General features: G+C 42.3%; 20 protein-coding genes and 3 pseudogenes. 9 read left to right on the forward strand and 14 right to left on the reverse strand.

What is annotated here, in order from left to right:
- From IQ234_RS21210 to IQ234_RS14560, 8 genes and pseudogenes are all read left to right on the forward strand, one after another.
- Positions 1 to 111, forward strand: a pseudogene (locus tag IQ234_RS21210) (IS4 family transposase); the annotation flags it as partial.
- A gap of 1,113 nt (positions 112 to 1,224) precedes the next feature.
- On the forward strand, positions 1,225 to 1,587 hold the full coding sequence (gene ndhC / locus IQ234_RS14530) for a photosynthetic/respiratory NAD(P)H-quinone oxidoreductase subunit C (RefSeq protein WP_002739390.1): 363 nt from the start codon (positions 1,225 to 1,227) through the stop codon (positions 1,585 to 1,587).
- Between the two features lie 47 nt (positions 1,588 to 1,634).
- Positions 1,635 to 2,378, forward strand: coding sequence for a photosynthetic/respiratory NAD(P)H-quinone oxidoreductase subunit K (ndhK, locus tag IQ234_RS14535; protein ID WP_002738790.1), 744 nt, complete (start codon positions 1,635 to 1,637; stop codon positions 2,376 to 2,378).
- The gene (locus IQ234_RS14540; RefSeq protein WP_002748717.1) at positions 2,379 to 2,882 is read left to right on the forward strand and encodes an NAD(P)H-quinone oxidoreductase subunit J; all 504 of its coding nucleotides are present in this window, start codon (positions 2,379 to 2,381) and stop codon (positions 2,880 to 2,882) included.
- A 265-nt stretch (positions 2,883 to 3,147) separates the two neighbouring features.
- Complete coding sequence (locus tag IQ234_RS14545; RefSeq protein WP_193957609.1) at positions 3,148 to 3,876, forward strand: IS630 family transposase; 729 nt, start codon at positions 3,148 to 3,150, stop codon at positions 3,874 to 3,876.
- Between the two features lie 262 nt (positions 3,877 to 4,138).
- On the forward strand, positions 4,139 to 4,411 hold the full coding sequence (locus tag IQ234_RS21985) for a transposase (RefSeq protein ID WP_416209683.1): 273 nt from the start codon (positions 4,139 to 4,141) through the stop codon (positions 4,409 to 4,411).
- Positions 4,412 to 4,755: 344 nt separating this feature from the next.
- On the forward strand, positions 4,756 to 5,793 hold the full coding sequence (glpX, locus tag IQ234_RS14555) for a class II fructose-bisphosphatase (RefSeq protein ID WP_108937198.1): 1,038 nt from the start codon (positions 4,756 to 4,758) through the stop codon (positions 5,791 to 5,793).
- 184 nt (positions 5,794 to 5,977) lie between these two features.
- Positions 5,978 to 7,264: a glutamyl-tRNA reductase gene (locus IQ234_RS14560; RefSeq protein ID WP_193957610.1), complete on the forward strand. Its 1,287-nt coding sequence runs from the start codon at positions 5,978 to 5,980 to the stop codon at positions 7,262 to 7,264.
- A 32-nt stretch (positions 7,265 to 7,296) separates the two neighbouring features.
- On the opposite strand, the gene IQ234_RS14565 is transcribed toward IQ234_RS14560, so the two are convergent.
- Positions 7,297 to 7,539, reverse strand: a complete 243-nt coding sequence (locus IQ234_RS14565; RefSeq protein ID WP_193957611.1) for a hypothetical protein — start codon at positions 7,537 to 7,539, stop codon at positions 7,297 to 7,299.
- Between the two features lie 763 nt (positions 7,540 to 8,302).
- Here IQ234_RS14565 and IQ234_RS14570 point away from each other — a divergent pair.
- Positions 8,303 to 10,114, forward strand: a complete 1,812-nt coding sequence (locus IQ234_RS14570) for a proline--tRNA ligase (protein WP_193957612.1) — start codon at positions 8,303 to 8,305, stop codon at positions 10,112 to 10,114.
- Positions 10,115 to 10,624: 510 nt separating this feature from the next.
- Here the strand turns inward: IQ234_RS14570 and IQ234_RS14575 are convergent.
- From IQ234_RS14575 to IQ234_RS21225, 13 genes and pseudogenes are all read right to left on the reverse strand, one after another.
- The gene (locus IQ234_RS14575) at positions 10,625 to 11,233 is read right to left on the reverse strand and encodes a DUF3782 domain-containing protein (protein WP_193957613.1); all 609 of its coding nucleotides are present in this window, start codon (positions 11,231 to 11,233) and stop codon (positions 10,625 to 10,627) included.
- Positions 11,234 to 11,346: 113 nt separating this feature from the next.
- Positions 11,347 to 11,955, reverse strand: a complete 609-nt coding sequence (locus IQ234_RS14580; RefSeq protein WP_193957614.1) for a DUF3782 domain-containing protein — start codon at positions 11,953 to 11,955, stop codon at positions 11,347 to 11,349.
- Between the two features lie 193 nt (positions 11,956 to 12,148).
- Positions 12,149 to 12,348: pseudogene (locus tag IQ234_RS21830) on the reverse strand (hypothetical protein).
- Positions 12,345 to 12,539: a type II toxin-antitoxin system HicB family antitoxin gene (locus IQ234_RS14590; protein ID WP_002776391.1), complete on the reverse strand. Its 195-nt coding sequence runs from the start codon at positions 12,537 to 12,539 to the stop codon at positions 12,345 to 12,347. The pseudogene IQ234_RS21830 and the gene IQ234_RS14590 overlap by 4 nt, the downstream one beginning before the upstream one ends.
- Before the next feature lie 196 nt (positions 12,540 to 12,735).
- Complete coding sequence (locus tag IQ234_RS21215; protein WP_322743461.1) at positions 12,736 to 12,900, reverse strand: HEPN domain-containing protein; 165 nt, start codon at positions 12,898 to 12,900, stop codon at positions 12,736 to 12,738.
- Positions 12,852 to 12,989 carry a hypothetical protein gene (locus IQ234_RS21220; RefSeq protein ID WP_228008550.1) on the reverse strand — a complete coding sequence of 46 codons (138 nt, stop codon included), beginning with the start codon at positions 12,987 to 12,989 and terminating at the stop codon, positions 12,852 to 12,854. The genes IQ234_RS21215 and IQ234_RS21220 overlap by 49 nt, the downstream gene beginning before the upstream one ends.
- The gene (locus tag IQ234_RS14600) at positions 12,986 to 13,312 is read right to left on the reverse strand and encodes a nucleotidyltransferase domain-containing protein (RefSeq protein WP_193957615.1); all 327 of its coding nucleotides are present in this window, start codon (positions 13,310 to 13,312) and stop codon (positions 12,986 to 12,988) included. Before IQ234_RS14600 ends, IQ234_RS21220 begins: the two co-directional genes overlap by 4 nt.
- Before the next feature lie 185 nt (positions 13,313 to 13,497).
- Positions 13,498 to 13,719 (reverse strand): hypothetical protein, encoded by a 222-nt coding sequence (locus IQ234_RS14605; RefSeq protein WP_002760517.1) that lies wholly within the window; start codon positions 13,717 to 13,719, stop codon positions 13,498 to 13,500.
- 27 nt (positions 13,720 to 13,746) lie between these two features.
- Positions 13,747 to 14,241 (reverse strand): nucleotide-binding protein, encoded by a 495-nt coding sequence (locus tag IQ234_RS14610; protein ID WP_002770429.1) that lies wholly within the window; start codon positions 14,239 to 14,241, stop codon positions 13,747 to 13,749.
- Positions 14,225 to 14,515, reverse strand: coding sequence for a UPF0175 family protein (locus IQ234_RS14615; RefSeq protein ID WP_193957616.1), 291 nt, complete (start codon positions 14,513 to 14,515; stop codon positions 14,225 to 14,227). Before IQ234_RS14615 ends, IQ234_RS14610 begins: the two co-directional genes overlap by 17 nt.
- 82 nt (positions 14,516 to 14,597) lie before the next feature.
- Complete coding sequence (locus IQ234_RS14620) at positions 14,598 to 14,867, reverse strand: type II toxin-antitoxin system RelE family toxin (RefSeq protein WP_002787830.1); 270 nt, start codon at positions 14,865 to 14,867, stop codon at positions 14,598 to 14,600.
- Positions 14,860 to 15,108: a type II toxin-antitoxin system Phd/YefM family antitoxin gene (locus IQ234_RS14625; protein WP_002739617.1), complete on the reverse strand. Its 249-nt coding sequence runs from the start codon at positions 15,106 to 15,108 to the stop codon at positions 14,860 to 14,862. The genes IQ234_RS14620 and IQ234_RS14625 overlap by 8 nt, the downstream gene beginning before the upstream one ends.
- A gap of 67 nt (positions 15,109 to 15,175) precedes the next feature.
- Positions 15,176 to 17,142 (reverse strand): annotated as a pseudogene (locus tag IQ234_RS21225) (apoptotic protease-activating factor 1 like protein); the annotation flags it as partial.

A 17,142-nucleotide genomic window follows, 5' to 3' on the forward strand; every position in this document is an offset into this window, starting at 1 on the left:
GAAGAAGGATTTGGGAAAAGCTTATTAGACAAACTGCGCTATTTACAGAGTTTCATGTGTCAACATATTAGCTATGTACACTGGTTCCGGAGGATTGTCTATTCAACTTAAAATTTGATGTTATAGGAGTATTATGCTTGTCAATGTAAAGTTTTATTACAGGATTCAACGTTTCTGGTATCGGATTTGAGTTTTCAGTTCTCTGTTTGCTCACATCAGCAGAAGTCTGACGGAGTAGTGGCTTAGATGTGTAATTAATTTTGCTTAGGTACTTACAATATCCTTGTCTCCTATAGCGGTAAGCGCTTGAGTGAGATACAAACCAAGCTTTGCCTAGCATGGTTTATAGCTCGTGACACTGTACCTCATACGACTGCACACCGCTATAAAACAAAAGTCTGCATAGCCCATCCTTCCCTAATGCCTTAAAAAGGTTTGATTCGGGCAAATAGCGCAAAGATCGTCAGCAGACAACTGATAACGCACCAAATCGAAGAAAATCTAGTAGAAACGATTTGGATACAGTTAACAACTCTTTTGAGCAGATTTTAGGGGATGGCGAAAAGTTTTCTTGTGGTTAAACGACTGTTCGAGTTTTTTGTAAATTTCAATTATTGAATTTTCCTAACCTTAAAAAATACGATACCTTTTCACATTTTATTTAGGGATGCTATAGCTAACAAAGTTAATCTGGCTGGGGATTTTAAATTGTACTCGTCACTATTTAAATTGTCATCGTCATGATCTAATCAGTTAAGAGATTTAGCAAAATTTCCGGGGGTCAGTTTTAGTAACTGCATAATGATATATTGTCTTAAGCGATCGCGGCTTTGAGCCAGTGCATTAACAAACAAACTATAATCCGGTGGACAGCATTTCTCATAATTTGAACTGCCTAGGGGAAATTTTAGTACAAATGCTCGAACTTACCACTGTTGTACTCATTGAGATAGTCAGCAGCTAATCGCAGCCACTTCTTTTTTACCATATTTAGCTACACTTCGCTTCTCATAGGGATTTTAGGCTTCTTTGTCACCCCGTCAGAGTTAAGAGCAAAACAGAGACAGAAGCGAAGCTCAACCCGATGATTAGCTAATGGTATCCATAAACATCTTCAATGCTGCTTTTGAGAAGGAGACGGGTTGCTAAAGCCTCTATAATAAGTAGCCATAGAGATGCCGACAACTTCCCCTGTCGATAGCGAATAAGGAGAAAAAAAACCCAGTGTTTGTCCTCAAAGGTTACGAGTATTTTCTAGGATTTCTGCTCGCTTGCAGTTTAGTACCAATCCTATCCCTAACGGCCTCCAAAGTCCTGCGGCCTAGTGGTGGCGGTCCGGAAAGACGCACCACCTATGAATCGGGGATGGAACCGATCGGCGGTGCTTGGATTCAGTTTAACATTCGTTATTATATGTTTGCCCTCGTTTTCGTGGTTTTTGACGTAGAAACCGTCTTTCTCTACCCTTGGGCAGTAGCTTTCAATCAATTGGGCCTATTAGCTTTTGTAGAAGCATTGATCTTTATTGCTATCCTTGTGGTTGCTCTCGTCTATGCTTGGCGGAAAGGAGCCTTAGAATGGTCATAACGGCCATAATTTTCCTGATTTTTGACTTTTCATGAGAGGATAACCCGATGAGTCCCAACCCTACCAGCGAATTTAAGCAAATTATCGAACAACAAAGCGAAAAAATCCTCAATCCCATCGAACGCACCAAAGTTACCCAGGATTTATCGGAAAATGTCATCCTCACTACCGTTGATGACCTGTATAACTGGGCGCGTTTGTCAAGTCTTTGGCCGATGCTATACGGTACAGCTTGCTGTTTTATCGAGTTCGCTGCCTTGATTGGTTCCCGTTTTGATTTCGATCGCTTTGGTTTAGTTCCCCGTTCTAGTCCCCGGCAGGCCGATTTAATCATCACTGCCGGTACAGTTACCATGAAAATGGCCCCCGCTTTGGTGCGTCTGTACGAAGAAATGCCGGAACCCAAATACGTTATCGCCATGGGTGCCTGTACGATTACGGGGGGAATGTTCAGCAGTGACTCCACCACCGCAGTCAGAGGGGTAGATAAACTTATCCCCGTGGATGTCTATATACCCGGTTGTCCCCCCCGTCCGGAAGCGATTATCGACGCGATTATTAAACTGCGGAAAAAAGTCGCTAACGAATCTATTCAAGAACGTGGGACTGTTCTCCAGCAAACCAATCGTTATTACAGCACCACCCACAAAATGCAGGCCACGGAACCGATTCTTACGGGTAAATATCTACAATCGGCCACCCGTCAAGCACCTCCGAAAGAGTTACTAGAAGCCACTGGTATGCCTGTTCCCCCCGCTCTTTTGACCACGAAACAAAAGGAAGAAATCTAAATGACTGAAGAAACCACAGCTATTGTGCAAGCTGGCCCCACTTCGATTTGGTTAAGCGAAAATGGTTTTGATCATCAAGCTTTAGAAGCTGACCATAGTGGTGTGGAATTGATTAAAGTAGAACCAGAATTTTTAATTCCTCTGGCCACTGCTTTATTCGCTTATGGCTTTAATTATCTCCAATGTCAGGGCGCTTACGATTTGGGACCGGGTAAGGAATTAGTTAGTTTCTATCATCTGGTCAAAGTAACCGATAATGTCGATAGTCCCGTGGAAGTGCGCTTAAAAGTTTTTCTTCCTAGAGATAATCCCCGGGTTGCTTCGGTTTACTGGATTTGGAAAGCCGCTGACTGGCAAGAACGAGAAAGTTATGATATGTTCGGCATTATTTATGAAGGACATCCCCACCTGAAACGGATTTTAATGCCAGAAGATTGGGTCGGTTGGCCCCTACGCAAAGATTACGTTTCTCCCGAATTCTACGAACTACAAGACGCTTACTAAGTCGAGAATTTAATCACTAATTAGGTTATTGATCCTATGGGGTTGGAAGCTATTTCTAGCCCGATTTTTTTTGATACTAAATCCGCTGAGTATGGACTACATATCAGGAGAGGCACTCCCGCAAGGGGAGTGACTCTTAATACTAAATCCGTTGAGTATAGGTAATACCAAATTAAATAGAGAAAAAGTCAAATGATGTAGAATGAAGAGGTAGTAGATTATTCAAAAATCATGGTAGAAGTAACCTTAACAGTAGTCAAAGAAAGTGCAGAGGAAACGGCTTAAAGATGCAACCACCGCGAGGGAAAAAGACAAACTGCAAGTGCTGTATTGGCTAAAACAAGAAAAAGCTCCCACCCTCAAGGTGATAGCTGAAAGTTTAGGGCATGATAGAAACACAGTGCAAAGCTGGTTGTGTAAATATCGTGAGCCAGGCTTGCAGGGAATGTTAGAAAGGAAAAAATCAAAGGGTAGAGTGCGAGTTATCCCAGAATGGGCGGAAAAAGCCCTAGAAAAGCGCTTAAAAGCCGAAGAAAATGGATTTAAGAGCTATGGGGAAGTGCAGGAATGGTTGGCCGAAAAACTGGGAGTAGAAGCAAAGTATCACACAGTGTATCAAATGACGCGTGATCGTCTCAAAGCCAAATTGAAAGTAGCAAGACCGGAGTATAATCAACAGGATAAAAAAAGGGAGGAATTTAAAGAAACCCTCAAAGAAAACCTAGAGTTGTTGAGTAATTACCTGAAAGAAGAAAAAAACGAAACTAGAAAAATCCGATACTTCGCACAAGATGAAAGTCGCTTTGGAATCAATACAATAATAGGAAGATTGATCACAGGATGTGGAGTCAAACCCATCGGAAAATGGCAATGGTTATTCAAAGCCTTTTGGCTCTACGGGGCGGGGTCGCTATTAACAGGGGAAAGTTTCTTTTACCAGTTCTCTCATGTCAATAAAGATTGTTATCAAAAGTATTTAGGGCTTGCTGAATAATGGTAAAACCCTTTTAAAATAAAGCTTTTGACCTGTTAAAGTCCGATGTTCATGCTGCGAAAATAGGATTGGGACTTTCAAAAACCTTGCATTATCCTTCTTATAGTACATCGCTTGGTACAAAAAACAAGGGCAACAAAGCCTGAAACGACTGGCTACTGACGACCGACTCCTGACTCCTACCCCCAGGAAAAACTTTTTCAGCAGACCCTATTTAGAAGAGTTCTCAAAAGCCTATCCAGATAGGGTCAACATTTTGCCAGTGGATAATGGCAGATTTCACACAAGGAAGAAGTTGGTTATTCCCGAAAACATAATATTGTTTTTCCAACCTTCCTATTGTCCAGAACTGAATTCAATAGAGAGAGTATGGGAAGAACTGAAAAAAGAAATCAAATGGTCATGCTTTAAAACTTTAGAGGAATTGGAAGTCAAAGTAGATGAATTGTTTAAGAAGTTGACACCCCAGAGGGTTGCTTCTCTCACGGGATTTCTCTTCATCCTCGATGCTCTATCTGCACTGAATACAATTTAATTTGGTATAAAATGGCTCATTTTAAAACCTGACCCGATGACGTTATAATTTTGCTCGGCAAAACCGCACCAGATGTTTAGCATCGACAAGGCTGCCCTTGTCTAGCATTCACAAGAGGGGTAAGAACATCCCTTGAGGTGATCGCCAGACCAAATCGGCGAACAAGCTCTCCATAACTGAGATGGAGGCGACAGTGCTGGCAAAAACTTCCTAGGCATACCGGTCTCCTCCAGATGATCTACATAAAAACTTAAGAATGATCCCCGTCTGGTGATAGACTTTTGACTGTTAAGGAAACAAACTCACTAGATAAATCATAGATCAGCTGTAGGGAGGATCATCGAGTGGAAAGTACGCTAGGGTTAGAAATTATCGAAGTGGTCGAACAGGCTGCCATTGCCTCCTCGAAGTGGATGGGTAAAGGCGAAAAAAATACCGCCGATCACGTCGCTGTGGAAGCGATGCGCGAACGGATGAATAAAATCCATATGCGCGGTCGCATCGTTATTGGAGAAGGGGAAAGAGACGAAGCTCCCATGCTCTATATTGGCGAAGAAGTGGGTATCTGTACCCAAGTTGATGCCAAACAATATTGTAATCCCGACGAATTAGTCGAAATCGATATCGCCGTCGATCCCTGCGAAGGCACTAACTTGGTTGCCTACGGTCAAAATGGTTCTATGGCCGTTTTAGCGATCTCCGAAAAAGGTGGATTATTCGCCGCTCCTGACTTTTATATGAAAAAATTAGCCGCTCCCCCAGCAGCTAAAGGTCATGTGGATATTAATAAATCGGCGACGGAAAACCTGAAAGTTCTTTCCGATTGTCTCAATCGTTCCATCGAAGAACTGGTGGTGGTAGTTATGGATCGTCCTCGTCACAAGGAATTAATCCAAGAAATCCGCAACGCTGGGGCCAGAGTTCGTCTGATCAGCGATGGTGACGTATCGGCCGCTATTTCCTGCGCTTTTTCGGGAACTAATATTCATGCTCTCATGGGTATCGGTGCCGCTCCGGAAGGGGTAATCTCGGCGGCGGCTATGCGTTGTCTGGGGGGTCACTTTCAGGGACAATTAATCTATGATCCCGAAGTGGTCAAAACCGGTTTAATCGGCGAAAGTCGCGAGGGTAATATCGCTCGTCTGCAAGAAATGGGCATCACTGATCCCGATCGCGTTTACGGTTGCGAAGAATTAGCCAGTGGCCAAACCGTCCTCTTTGCCGCCTGTGGGATCACCCCCGGCACCCTGATGGAAGGGGTACGCTTCTTCCACGGTGGCGCTCGTACCCAAAGCTTGGTTATCTCCACCCAATCGAAAACCGCTCGCTTTGTCGATACCGTTCACCTGTTCGACCAACCCAAATACATTCAACTGAGATAATTCTCTGACTGGGTGGGGTGGGTATGGCTCACCTCGCCCCCATTGGTAAAAATATATAAAGTTTTTTTTCAAACATCTTTTATTTGCATCCCGATTGGGACTAAATTGCAACAATTAGAGACATAACGCACTGATCTTTATCAATAATTTTTGTAGCCTGAGCAACATTTGTAGGAGAACATAAATGAATATTGCTGTAGTGGGCTTGAGTCACAAGACAGCCCCGGTGGAAATTCGCGAAAAATTGAGTATCCCGGAAGCGAAAATCGAGTCCGCCCTTACCCACCTCAAGGGTTATCCCCACATCCAAGAGGTGGCTATTATCAGCACCTGTAACCGTTTGGAGATCTACGCCGTGGTTACGGATACGGAGAAGGGCGTGGTGGAAATTACCCAGTTTCTCGCTGAAATCGGGCATATTCCCCTTAATGTCCTACGTCGTTATCTGTTTACCCTGCTGCATCAGGATGCTGTGCGTCATCTGCTCCGGGTGTCGGCCGGTTTAGAAAGTCTTGTCCTCGGGGAAGGGCAAATTCTCGCTCAAGTTAAAAATACCCATAAATTAGCCCAAAAGTACAATAGTATTAGCCAGTTACTCGATCGCCTGTTTAAACAAGCGATGACTGCCGGTAAACGCGTCCGCACGGAAACCAGCATCGGCACGGGAGCCGTATCGATCAGTTCGGCGGCGGTGGAGTTAGCCCATGCTAAGGTGGCAGACCTCAGCGGCAAGAAAATCGCTATTATCGGGGCAGGGAAAATGTCCCGATTATTAGTTACGCACCTTCTGGCTAAGGGTTCTCAGCAAATTGCGATCATCAATCGCTCCCAAAGACGGGCCGAGGAGTTGGCCCGTGAATTTCCTAACCTACCGCTGCAACTATATGGCTTAGAAGAGATGATGACTACCGTAGCGGCATCGGATATCGTCTTCACCAGTACGGGAGCCACGGAACCAATTTTAACTAAAAATTTATTGACAGAAGTGACGATTGCTGCTACATCGCTGATGTTAATCGATATTTCCGTTCCCCGTAACGTCCACACCGACGTGAAGGAATTGGCACAAGTGCAAGCTTTCAACGTCGATGATCTCAAGGCGGTGGTTGCCGCCAATCAGGAAAGTCGCCGTCAGATGGCCAGGGAAGCAGAGGCACTCCTAGAGCAGGAAGTGGAAGCTTTCGAGCTTTGGTGGCGTTCTTTGGACACTGTACCGACAATTAGCTGTTTAAGAAGCAAAATTGAAGATATTCGCGAACAGGAATTAGAAAAGGCCCTCTCCCGTCTGGGGACGGAATTCGCCGAAAAACACCAAGAAGTTATCGAAGCGATGACCCGCGGTATCGTTAATAAAATCCTTCACGAACCCATGGTACAACTGCGCGCCCAACAGGATATCGAAGCGCGTAAGCGCTGTTTACAATCCCTGCAAATGCTCTTTAATCTCAGTGTCGGAGAAGAATATAGTTAGGGGCCGACAATTGACAAAAATTAAGGGTGATTCTATTGGTCTGTCAAGGTGATTTTGAGGGATTGGGAGCCGATAATTTGGCCCGATTCCCCTATCCACAATTTCAAGATTGACAGACCACTAAGCGGTTGACTCTCTAAATTACTCGTTAAGACTGTCCATGAGTGCCGGAGTTGACAGCAGGGAGCGGTATAATTGATAGTGCGATCGCAGTAGGGTGCGTTCCCTAATGCAAGTCCTACTGCTCCACCAATAGGTTTTTGGGAACGCACCACGGTCATTCATTGAAGCTGTGAGTCTAAGAGTGCGCTGTCGAAGCCACTGCCTAGCAGTACACCATCGCTAAGTGATTTTTCATATTACGTCAGAGCTTGGCGAAAAACTCGATGACCGGTTCGAGAGGGCGGGACTCGGCTAAAGTAGAACGGGGGTGCTGAATCGTTTGTATTCTTTCAGGTTCCCCCCCCTCCTTTTCTGATACCGAACTGAGGTTATAGTCATTTCAGATAAGTCTGATACAGTCTAGACCGACAAAACCCTTATGAACTCTGGGATTGATATTCTCAATCTTAATTGAAATGACTATAATTATCATCGGTCAAGCGTCAAAACATCTGAGCTTTTCCTTAATCCTAGTAATGTAAAGTTTAATTAAGAGAAAGACTTCTAGCTCCGCTCCGATGTTATATTAATAATTGAGGCTAAAGAGAAAAGCCTCCCTGACAGATCAACTGGCAAGGTTATAAAGGTCAAGTTCACAAAGGAGTAAACCCTGTTAAAGTTACATTCTGTCTCGATAACGACGATAACAGCGACCGACCTGAACGCTCATATTTCCTAGAGTAGAGAACAAGGGAGTTAGGCAATTGCAACTAAGGTTCAATGCTTCTCCAACCAGTCTCAAGTTATGAGGGGAAATACCTGAGAATCGGTAAACTGGTCGCTGTTATTGTTTGTCAACACAAGTAATTGATAATTGCAGTCGCTCTCCTTTGATGAGATAATAGAAAGTCTTCTGTTCAAAAGGATATCGATAGGATGCGACTCTCTCAACAGCTTTTTGTCACCCTCCGGGAAGATCCAGCCGAGGCGGAAATCCCCAGTCATAAATGCTTAGTCCGTGCTGGTTACATTCGTCGTATCGGCAGCGGTATTTACGCCTATTTACCCCTGATGTGGCGGGTTTTACAGAAAGTCTCCCAGATAGTCCGGGAAGAAATGAATAAAGCTGGCGCCCAAGAATGTTTACTTCCCCAACTGCAACCGGCGGAACTCTGGCAAGAATCAGGCCGTTGGGACACCTACACGAAAGCAGAAGGGATTATGTTTGCCCTGACGGACAGGCAAAAGCGGGAGTTAGGATTAGGACCGACTCACGAAGAAGTAATTACTGCCGTCGCGCGTGATTTAATTCGTTCCTATCGACAATTACCGGTTAATTTATATCAAATTCAAACTAAATTTCGCGATGAAATTCGCCCTCGTTTTGGTTTAATGCGGGGACGAGAATTTATTATGAAAGATGCCTATTCCTTCAATCTCGACGAGGAATGTTTAAGGAAAACCTATCAAGCGATGGATATAGCTTACCGCAATATTTTCCGCCGTTGTGGGTTAGCTTTTCGGGCAGTAGAAGCGGATTCTGGATCGATTGGCGGTTCCGCATCCCAAGAATTTATGGTCTTAGCTGATGCCGGAGAAGACGAGGTTTTATTTACTGCCGATGAAAAGTATGCGGCTAATGTAGAAAAAGCCGTTTCTTTGCCAGCAGATAAAGTGGCTTCTCCCTTTAAAAAGTTTGCTAAAAAAGAGACTCCTAACACCAACACGATCGAAAGTTTAGCTAAATTTCTCGATTGTTCTGCCACTGCTATCGTCAAAAATGTTCTCTACGAAGTGGTTTATGATAGCGGCATAACTGTTTTAGTTTTACTGCATATTCGCGGCGATCAAGAGGTTAATGAAGTTAAACTACAAAATGAATTAGTTAGACAGGCGAGCCGTTACAATGCTAAAACAATTTTAGCTTTAAAAATACCCGATGCTGCCGCTCAACAGAAATGGGCAACTAAACCTTTACCTTTAGGTTATATTGCTCCCGACTTAGAAGATAATTTGCTCAAAAAAGCCAGCGATATAGCTCCTAAGTTTTTACGCATAGCAGACAACACGGTGACAGACTTAGAAAACTTTATCACCGGTGCTAATGAAACCGGATTTCATGTAGTGGGAGCCAATTGGGGTAAAGATTTTATCTTACCAGAATTAATCGTCGATCTACGCAAAGCCCGGGTAGGTGATCGAGCTATTCACGATCCTAATCAAACCTTGCAAAGTGCTAGAGGAATTGAAGTTGGTCATATCTTCCAATTGGGCTATAAATATTCTCAAGCTATGAATGCTTTTTATACTAATGAAGCGGGTGAATCTACCCCCATTTGTATGGGTTGTTATGGCATAGGAGTATCGCGTTTGGCCCAGGCAGCCGTAGAACAATCCTACGATAAAGATGGTATTATTTGGCCGGTGGCTATTGCCCCCTATCAAGCGATTGTGGTTATTCCTAATTTAGCCGATGCCGAGCAGGTAAAAACCGCCGAAAGTTTATACAATGAGTTAAATCAAGCCGGCATTGAAACCCTTTTAGATGACCGGAATGAACGTGCAGGAGTTAAGTTTAAAGATGCGGATTTAATTGGGATTCCCTATCGCATTGTCACGGGTAAATCTCTCAAATCGGGTAAGGTGGAGTTAGTCGAAAGAGCCAGTAAAAAAGCGTCAGAAGTAGTAATTAATGAGGTGGTTTCCTATTTAAAAACTGCTATTTCAAAGGTAAATGCTTCTGATTAAGTGATTAAATATACAGATAATTTTCCTTGTTTATGTATTTGATGAGCGAATATGAGTTGGGGGACTTCCTGTCATAGCAATAATTTTTCCAGCGTTGCTGATTTGAGATATAAATCTTCTTTTGTGGGATTTTTAAAACCTAGACCCAAACTTGGGTAAGGGCATCTCAAAGGCTATTGACAATTGGCCAATTTTGTGATTCGCGTGGGCATTTCAAGTGATACCAGTCAATCAGAATAGTTACGAACTCGACCTATTTGGTCGATTGTTGCTTAACAATTGAGATGGCAAATTCCACTCAAATATGCCTGAATTGCCGTCTGGGTAGGCAACTCACATAAAGTTCATTTTGTCAAGGATTGTTAAGATGCGCTTACCCAGGGCCGATAATATGTCATAGAGTTTTTTCTCTCTGATGTGGTCTATTGCTATTTTACTGAATTTTGCCGATTCATAAAGAAAAAAGTGTTGCTGCCTTTGGGCAAGATAGAGCGATTACATCTAAAATTTTTAATAAGATTGAGGTTGAAAATTATCGGGAATATCTAATTCAAATACTTGGTCATGAATTCGAGCCACATAAAACCCTTCTTCGAGAATTTTTTCGCGTAATTCTGGGGATAAGTCAACGGATGCTAGTATGCCATAGAGTTTTTTATTTTTGTGTTCAGGGAAAAAGCTGCGAAACCGTTGCAAAATACTTTTTAATTGTGTAATGGATTCCTCTCTAGCATGACTTTTAACCTCAACGATATAGGCAGTATTTAGCCCACCATTGGTATAGGCAAGGACATCAATTTCTAGGTGTTTTCCATCTTTAGTGACTCGGACACTGGGACTGATAACTTCCATACCAAACCGTTGTCTGAGAATCTTTTCCATTGAAGGAAGGGCAAGTCCTTCGGTAAAGCTGCCGAATTTGGCACCGAGTCCCCCAATTTGCTGTCCTAATTCTTTGAGTTGTTTGTCAGTTTTCTTCTGTTGTTGGGCGTTTTCCTTCTGTTGTTGACTAACTTCCTTTAATAGTAGGTCAGTTTCTTTTTGAGCAGCAGTTAATTCAGCTTGAGCAGTCGCTAATTCGGCTAAGAGTCGCCATACGTCTTCTGATGTAGTTGCCATAGATGATTTTTTCCCTATGATGTGGTCTATTACTATTTTACTGAATTTTGCCGATTCATGAAGAAAAAAGTGTTGCTGCCTTTGGCTAAGATAGAGCGATTATATTCCAATTTTTAATAAGGTCGAGGTTGAAAATTATCAGGAATATCGAGTTCAAATACTTGGTCATGAATCCGAGCCACATAAAACCCTTCTTGCAGAATTTTTTCTCGTAATTCTGGGGATAAATCAACCGATGCTAGTATGCCATAGAGTTTTTTATCTTTGTGTTCAGGAAAAAAGCTGCGAAACCGTTGCAAAATACTTTTTAATTGTGTAATAGATTCCTCTCTAGCATGACTTTTAACCTCAACGATATAGGCAGTATTTAGCTCACCATTGGTATAGGCAAGGACATCAATTTCTAAGTGTTGTCCATCTTCGCTGGCTCGGACACTGGGACTAACAACTTTCATGCCGAACCGTTGTCTGAGAATCTTTTCCATTGAAGGAAGGGCAAGTCCTTCGGTAAAGCTGCCGAATTTGGCTCCGAGTCCCCCAATTTGCCGTCCTAATTCTTTGAGTTGTCGGTCGGTTTCCTGTTGTCGTCGGTCGGTTTCCTTCTGTTGTCGGTCAGTTTCCTTGAGTTGTCGGTCAGTTTCTTTTTGAGCAGCAGTTAATTCGGCCTGAGCAGTTGCTAATTCGGCTAAGATTCGCCATACGTCTTCTGATGTAGTTGCCATAGATAATTTTTTCCCTCTAATTTGGTCTATTACTATTTTACTGAATTTCGCCGATTAATTATTAATTAATCATTGTTAATTAATGGGACAAGAATCACCGCCACCAGCGACTAACATCCCTAATACTTTGATACACTTCTCTTAAGGCAACCTCCTCCCAAAATGAAGGATTAAAGGCAGGTTAGAAATAGTTTTAGAGTAATTCTAAGAATTCTTCGATAGTTAAACCCGCTTCTTTAACAATCCCTGCCATTGTATAAGCATTAACCGGATTTGCTCGTGGAATGGTGATAGTCCGTTCTCCATTCGTCATGGTAATATGTTTTCTCTGTCTAGTGATAAGGCATTAACAGCGCGTAGATGATTAATTCTAGGTAATTTTGGCCTACTTATCCTACTTCTACATAACGCACTTCAGCATCTTTGTTTAACTCTTCAATTGTCTCTAAATAGTCTTGTATCGCTTCTTTGATATTTTCTATAGCTTCTGCTTCAGTGTCTCCCTGTGACCAACATCCGGGTAAACTGGGACACCAAATTGCATAACCTTCTTCGCTTTGTTTGAGTCGAACTTGATAGCGCATAAATAGTTACTGTAGTATTTGCTAGAGTGGGAGCATTCCATTTGAGATAATTTATCTATCTCTTTATACTAAACTAATGTGTATTAAGCCAGTGGCTTGCTTGTTCTACAAATACTGTGGCGTATTCTAAGGCAATTTTTGTTTGTTCCCTAGTTATTTTAATAACTTGATCATAATCTCCTAATTGTCGTAAATCCTAGGTAATTCTTAATGCTTTTGATAGTTCTAATGATAATTCACCTGTTTGAATAAAATGTTGAGAAAATTGTTGTCGTACCCCTCGATGACTGCGAGTATTGATATTTTTAACTATTAACAGAGCTTGGACTGTACAATAAATGGCATAATAGCAACGAGAAATACAAGCACGATAATAATTTTTTCAAGTAATATGGTGGCCGCTTCTAATTCTTCATTAGCTTGATTGATATAGGACGAAATTTGGTTCACAGGACAATCCCTTCTCGGCGAATATTGTCCATTAATGGGGTTTGTCGATGAACAAAGTCTTCATCGGCGATGGGAATCAAAGAAATGAAGGTATTATATTTAAGGTCTAGTTGAGTAGCGATGTCTGCCATCCGAATCACTTCATCTCCAGGGGAAATGGGCCCCTTTAATACGACCATAATATCAATATCTGAGTCCTCATTGGCGTTACCCCGCGCTTGTGAACCAAAAAGGATGAGTTTTACTAACCGGTTTCCATAAAACTTTGCTAATTCTTGGCGAAATTCTTGTAGTATGGGCATTAGGATTTGTAATTGAGCCATTGTTTTATTACTTAGAAATTATTTTTTGTAATAAATTGTATTGATGGATGTCACTTATTCACTATTTTATCGGATTTTTGCGATTGCGTAGGGAGTGTGGAAAGATGGGGAGGAATGCGATCGCCAATGAAATGTGGATGGGTCATTCATTCGACGGCTCATAGGGTTCTAAACTTTTAATAAAATCATCGGTTTTCTTCTCGCCATGCTGCTTGACGGATAGATTCAGGGGTGATATTTCTGTTTTCCCACAGTCCTGCTAAGGCAAAGAAGTCTTGCTCGTTATCAGATAATGTTGTTTGATCTTCGATGATTTCTACAGAGTCAACAAAATCTAAAGCAGTTAAAATTTTAGAGAGTGTTTCTGCTTTTTCTTGGTCACGAATGTGTACGATTAGTTGTTTCATGGTAGTTTATTTTGTATTGATTTGGTATTAATGATCATTGTCTAATTCTGTTTTTAGCCAATTAATCATCGGAGAACTAATACGAATTCCATAATCAACTAACTGTTGTGATAAATCTAAAATTTCTTGTTTAGATAGATAACCTGCATAAAAACCAACCAAGAGAATTCCTAATGTTCCTTTGACGGGTAATTCCATAGCTTTGGCAACTCTTCTTGCTAATTTCTCATCTATAATTACCCAGTCTGGTTTGATTGAAATTGCCAAGAGAATAACTTCTAATTCTCCTCGATCTAATCCTAGTAATAGCGGTTCAAGAGGAGATGATGATGCAACTTCTTGAACTTGAATCCAATTGGCATTTTTGAGTTCTTTTGCCCCCGGTTTATTATCTCCAGCGATGACAATTTCTTGATAAACTGCCCAAGGAATAATCACTTCATTAAATAGCTGATTAAGAAGATCTAATTGATTAATCAAAGATAAGGCGATGATCGGTGTAGAATTAACAATTATCTTCATTCTCTTTGATTTTTTGGGCTAATTTACGGCTGGTTTGTATCTCTGATTCCCATTCTTCTGCTGTGTAATCAATAATGGAAAAACCATACTCAGAGAGAAGTGTATAAAATGTATGTTTATCGCATCCTAATACTTGTGCGCCGATTCCTGCTGAAATTTTTCCTTCTTGATAAAGATGCCCTAATGTATAAATTATGACTTTACGAGAGAATGTTTCTTTTTCTTCTCTGGCAGCAATGAGGAGTTCTTCGGGAAATGTTACGTTAATGCTCATGAGTGTTTAAAAATAATTTGTTTTTCTTGATTTTAGCAGGAATAATATCGCTAATTAATTGATGGTTGATAATTAAGATTCTCTATATTGTTCTCTTTAGTTGTTTATAAATTTCATCATCGTTTCGTTTGTCAATCAGCAAGATTTCTATTGTTTGCTCCTCAACACGATAAACGATTCGATATTCACCAATATCGGCTCTATGATAAGAGTATCCTTTTAACTTTAGAGAATCTTGGGGATAGGGATTTGTTCTCAGTTCGGTTATTTTTGTGGCTACTTGTTTGGCGTGTTTATCTGGCAGTTTTTTTAAGCGTTTAGTTGCCTGTCGAGATAGGTTAATCTTAAGCATTTAAAATTTCTGACAGTAAAGCCTCACTTTCTGTTGTTCCGATAAAACCTTCTTGATGAGCTTTTTCTGCCTGTAAAGCCAAAAGTTGATTTTCTAACTCGGAAAATCTCTCAAATTCCTCGATTGACAGCACGACTGCAACATTACGTCCCTTTTTTGCTATCTTTACTGGTTCTCTTCGAGCCAAGTCTAACAGTTCGCCAAAGCGATTTTTTGCTTCTGAGGCTCCTAATGTTTTCATAACTAACCTTTATAGAAACTAGCCATTATGACCATTTTAGCTATTATAGCAATTATTGACAGGAGAATCACTTCCACCACCGACTGACTTCTCTAATCCCTTGATACACTTCTCTTAAAGCAACCTCCCCCCCAAAATGAAGGATTAAAGGGACTAAGTTGGGAATAGTTTCGAGGAACTTACGACGAGTGAGACTTCCCAAAGCATGAAGGATATCTTGCCAGAAAGATAAGTCAACATTAGCAGGGGTTAATGTGGCTGTTAAGGCTTGTAATGCCTTTGCACGGTCGTATTCAGACCCAATCCCTCTGGCAACTGCTAAGGCTTCGGGTAATAAACTGACCGGTAAATAGGGCGCTAACCATCTCAATGCCCATTCACGTTTCTCTTCATCAATCCCTCTGGCAACTTCTAAGGCTTCGGGTAACAAACTTTCCGGTAAATGGGGAGCTAACCCGGTCAATGCCTCTGCACGGGAGTATTCATTCTCAATCCCTCTGGCAGCTTCTAAGGCTTCCGGTAAAACTTCGGGTAAATAGGGAGCTAACCCTGTCAATGCCTCTGCACGGTAGTATTCATACCCAATCCCTCTGGCAATTTCTAAGGCTTCCGGTAAAACTTCGGGTAAATAGGGAGCTAACCCTGTCAATGCCTCTGCACGGTAGTATTCATACCCAATCCCTCTGGCAATTTCTAAGGCTTCGGGTAACACGTCTGGTAAATGGGGAGCTAACCCGGTCAATGCCCTTGCACGGAAGTATTCATCCCTAATCCCTCTGGCAACTTCTAAGGCTTCGGGTAAAACTTCCGGTAAATGGGGAGCTAACCCGGTCAATACCTCTGCACGGTAGTATTCATTCCCAATCCCTCTGGCAACTTCTAAGGCTTCGGGTAAAACTTCCGGTAAATGGGGAGCTAACCCGGTCAATGCCTCTGCACGGAAGTATTCATCCCTAATCCCTCTGGCAACTTCTAAGGCTTCGGGTAAAACTTCCGGTAAATGGGGAGCTAACCCGGTCAATGCCCTTGCACGGGAGTATTCATCCCTAATCCCTCTGGCAATTTCTAAGGCTTCGGGTAACAAACTTTCCGGTAAATGGGGAGCTAACCTGGTCAATGCCCTTGCACGGAAGTATTCATCCCTAATCCCTCTGGCAACTTCTAAGGCTTCGGGTAACAAACTTTCCGGTAAATGGGGAGCTAACCTGGTCAATGCCTCTGCACGCAAGTATTCATTCCTAATCCCTCTGGCAACTTCTAAGGCTTCGGGTAACACTTCAGGTAAATGAGGAACTAACCCAGTCAATGCCCATGCACGGCCTGTTTCCTTGCCTATCCCTCTGACAATTTCCAAAGCTTCGGGTAACAAACTTTCAGGTAAATGGGGAGCTAACCCGGTCAATACCTCTGCACGGTTGTATTCATTCCTAATCCCTCTGGCAATTTCTAAGGCTTCGGGTAACAAAGTAGAAGTAAGATAGGGACTAATTGCTGTTAATCCTTCGGCTTGCTTCTCAGAATCTTGATTTTGCCGTACATAAGCCAAACCCTGAGCAGGTGTCCAGATTTCCTGTTTAATCAGTGCCGCAATTAATTCTGGTGGAATATTAGCCGCCACACTATTCAGAGAAGTGGTGATTAAAGCATAACGAACCTGTAACCCCATAGACTCACTCTTGTTCTCAATAAAATGCCCCTCCGCCAGTTGCCAAGCCCGGGAAACATCCTTAATAAAAATTGCCGTTTTCCCTTCCCTTTCACATTGACTATACCAACCATTATGACCTTCTGCGGTTTCTTCCCTCAGTAATAGATGAATCTGGGCTATCTGTCCCGCTTTTTCCAAATGCCAGAGCAATTGATTATAAATGTAGCCATCATCCTCTAAACTATGCCAGTTTGATCCCCCTAAATCCCCCTTACTAAGGGGGACTTCCACCTCTTTTCCCCCCTTTTCAAGGGGGACTTCCACCTCTTTTCCCCCCTTTTCAAGGGGGGTTAGGGGGGATCTCTCCTTTTCAAGGGGGGCTAGGG

The organism is Microcystis aeruginosa LEGE 91341 (assembly GCF_015206885.1).
Classification (GTDB): domain Bacteria; phylum Cyanobacteriota; class Cyanobacteriia; order Cyanobacteriales; family Microcystaceae; genus Microcystis; species Microcystis aeruginosa_H.

What these genes read in the sequence shown, in the direction of transcription:
- ndhK (WP_002738790.1), top strand. Translation starts at nt 1,635, where the DNA reads ATGAGTCCCAACCCTACCAGCGAATTTAAGCAAATTATCGAACAACAA.
- IQ234_RS14540 (WP_002748717.1), top strand. Translation starts at nt 2,379, where the DNA reads ATGACTGAAGAAACCACAGCTATTGTGCAAGCTGGCCCCACTTCGATT.
- IQ234_RS14560 (WP_193957610.1), top strand. Translation starts at nt 5,978, where the DNA reads ATGAATATTGCTGTAGTGGGCTTGAGTCACAAGACAGCCCCGGTGGAA.
- IQ234_RS14570 (WP_193957612.1), top strand. Translation starts at nt 8,303, where the DNA reads ATGCGACTCTCTCAACAGCTTTTTGTCACCCTCCGGGAAGATCCAGCC.
- IQ234_RS14575 (WP_193957613.1), bottom strand. Translation starts at nt 11,233, where the DNA reads ATGGCAACTACATCAGAAGACGTATGGCGACTCTTAGCCGAATTAGCG.
- IQ234_RS14580 (WP_193957614.1), bottom strand. Translation starts at nt 11,955, where the DNA reads ATGGCAACTACATCAGAAGACGTATGGCGAATCTTAGCCGAATTAGCA.
- IQ234_RS14590 (WP_002776391.1), bottom strand. Translation starts at nt 12,539, where the DNA reads ATGCGCTATCAAGTTCGACTCAAACAAAGCGAAGAAGGTTATGCAATT.
- IQ234_RS14600 (WP_193957615.1), bottom strand. Translation starts at nt 13,312, where the DNA reads ATGGCTCAATTACAAATCCTAATGCCCATACTACAAGAATTTCGCCAA.
- IQ234_RS14605 (WP_002760517.1), bottom strand. Translation starts at nt 13,719, where the DNA reads ATGAAACAACTAATCGTACACATTCGTGACCAAGAAAAAGCAGAAACA.
- IQ234_RS14610 (WP_002770429.1), bottom strand. Translation starts at nt 14,241, where the DNA reads ATGAAGATAATTGTTAATTCTACACCGATCATCGCCTTATCTTTGATT.
- IQ234_RS14615 (WP_193957616.1), bottom strand. Translation starts at nt 14,515, where the DNA reads ATGAGCATTAACGTAACATTTCCCGAAGAACTCCTCATTGCTGCCAGA.
- IQ234_RS14620 (WP_002787830.1), bottom strand. Translation starts at nt 14,867, where the DNA reads ATGCTTAAGATTAACCTATCTCGACAGGCAACTAAACGCTTAAAAAAA.
- IQ234_RS14625 (WP_002739617.1), bottom strand. Translation starts at nt 15,108, where the DNA reads ATGAAAACATTAGGAGCCTCAGAAGCAAAAAATCGCTTTGGCGAACTG.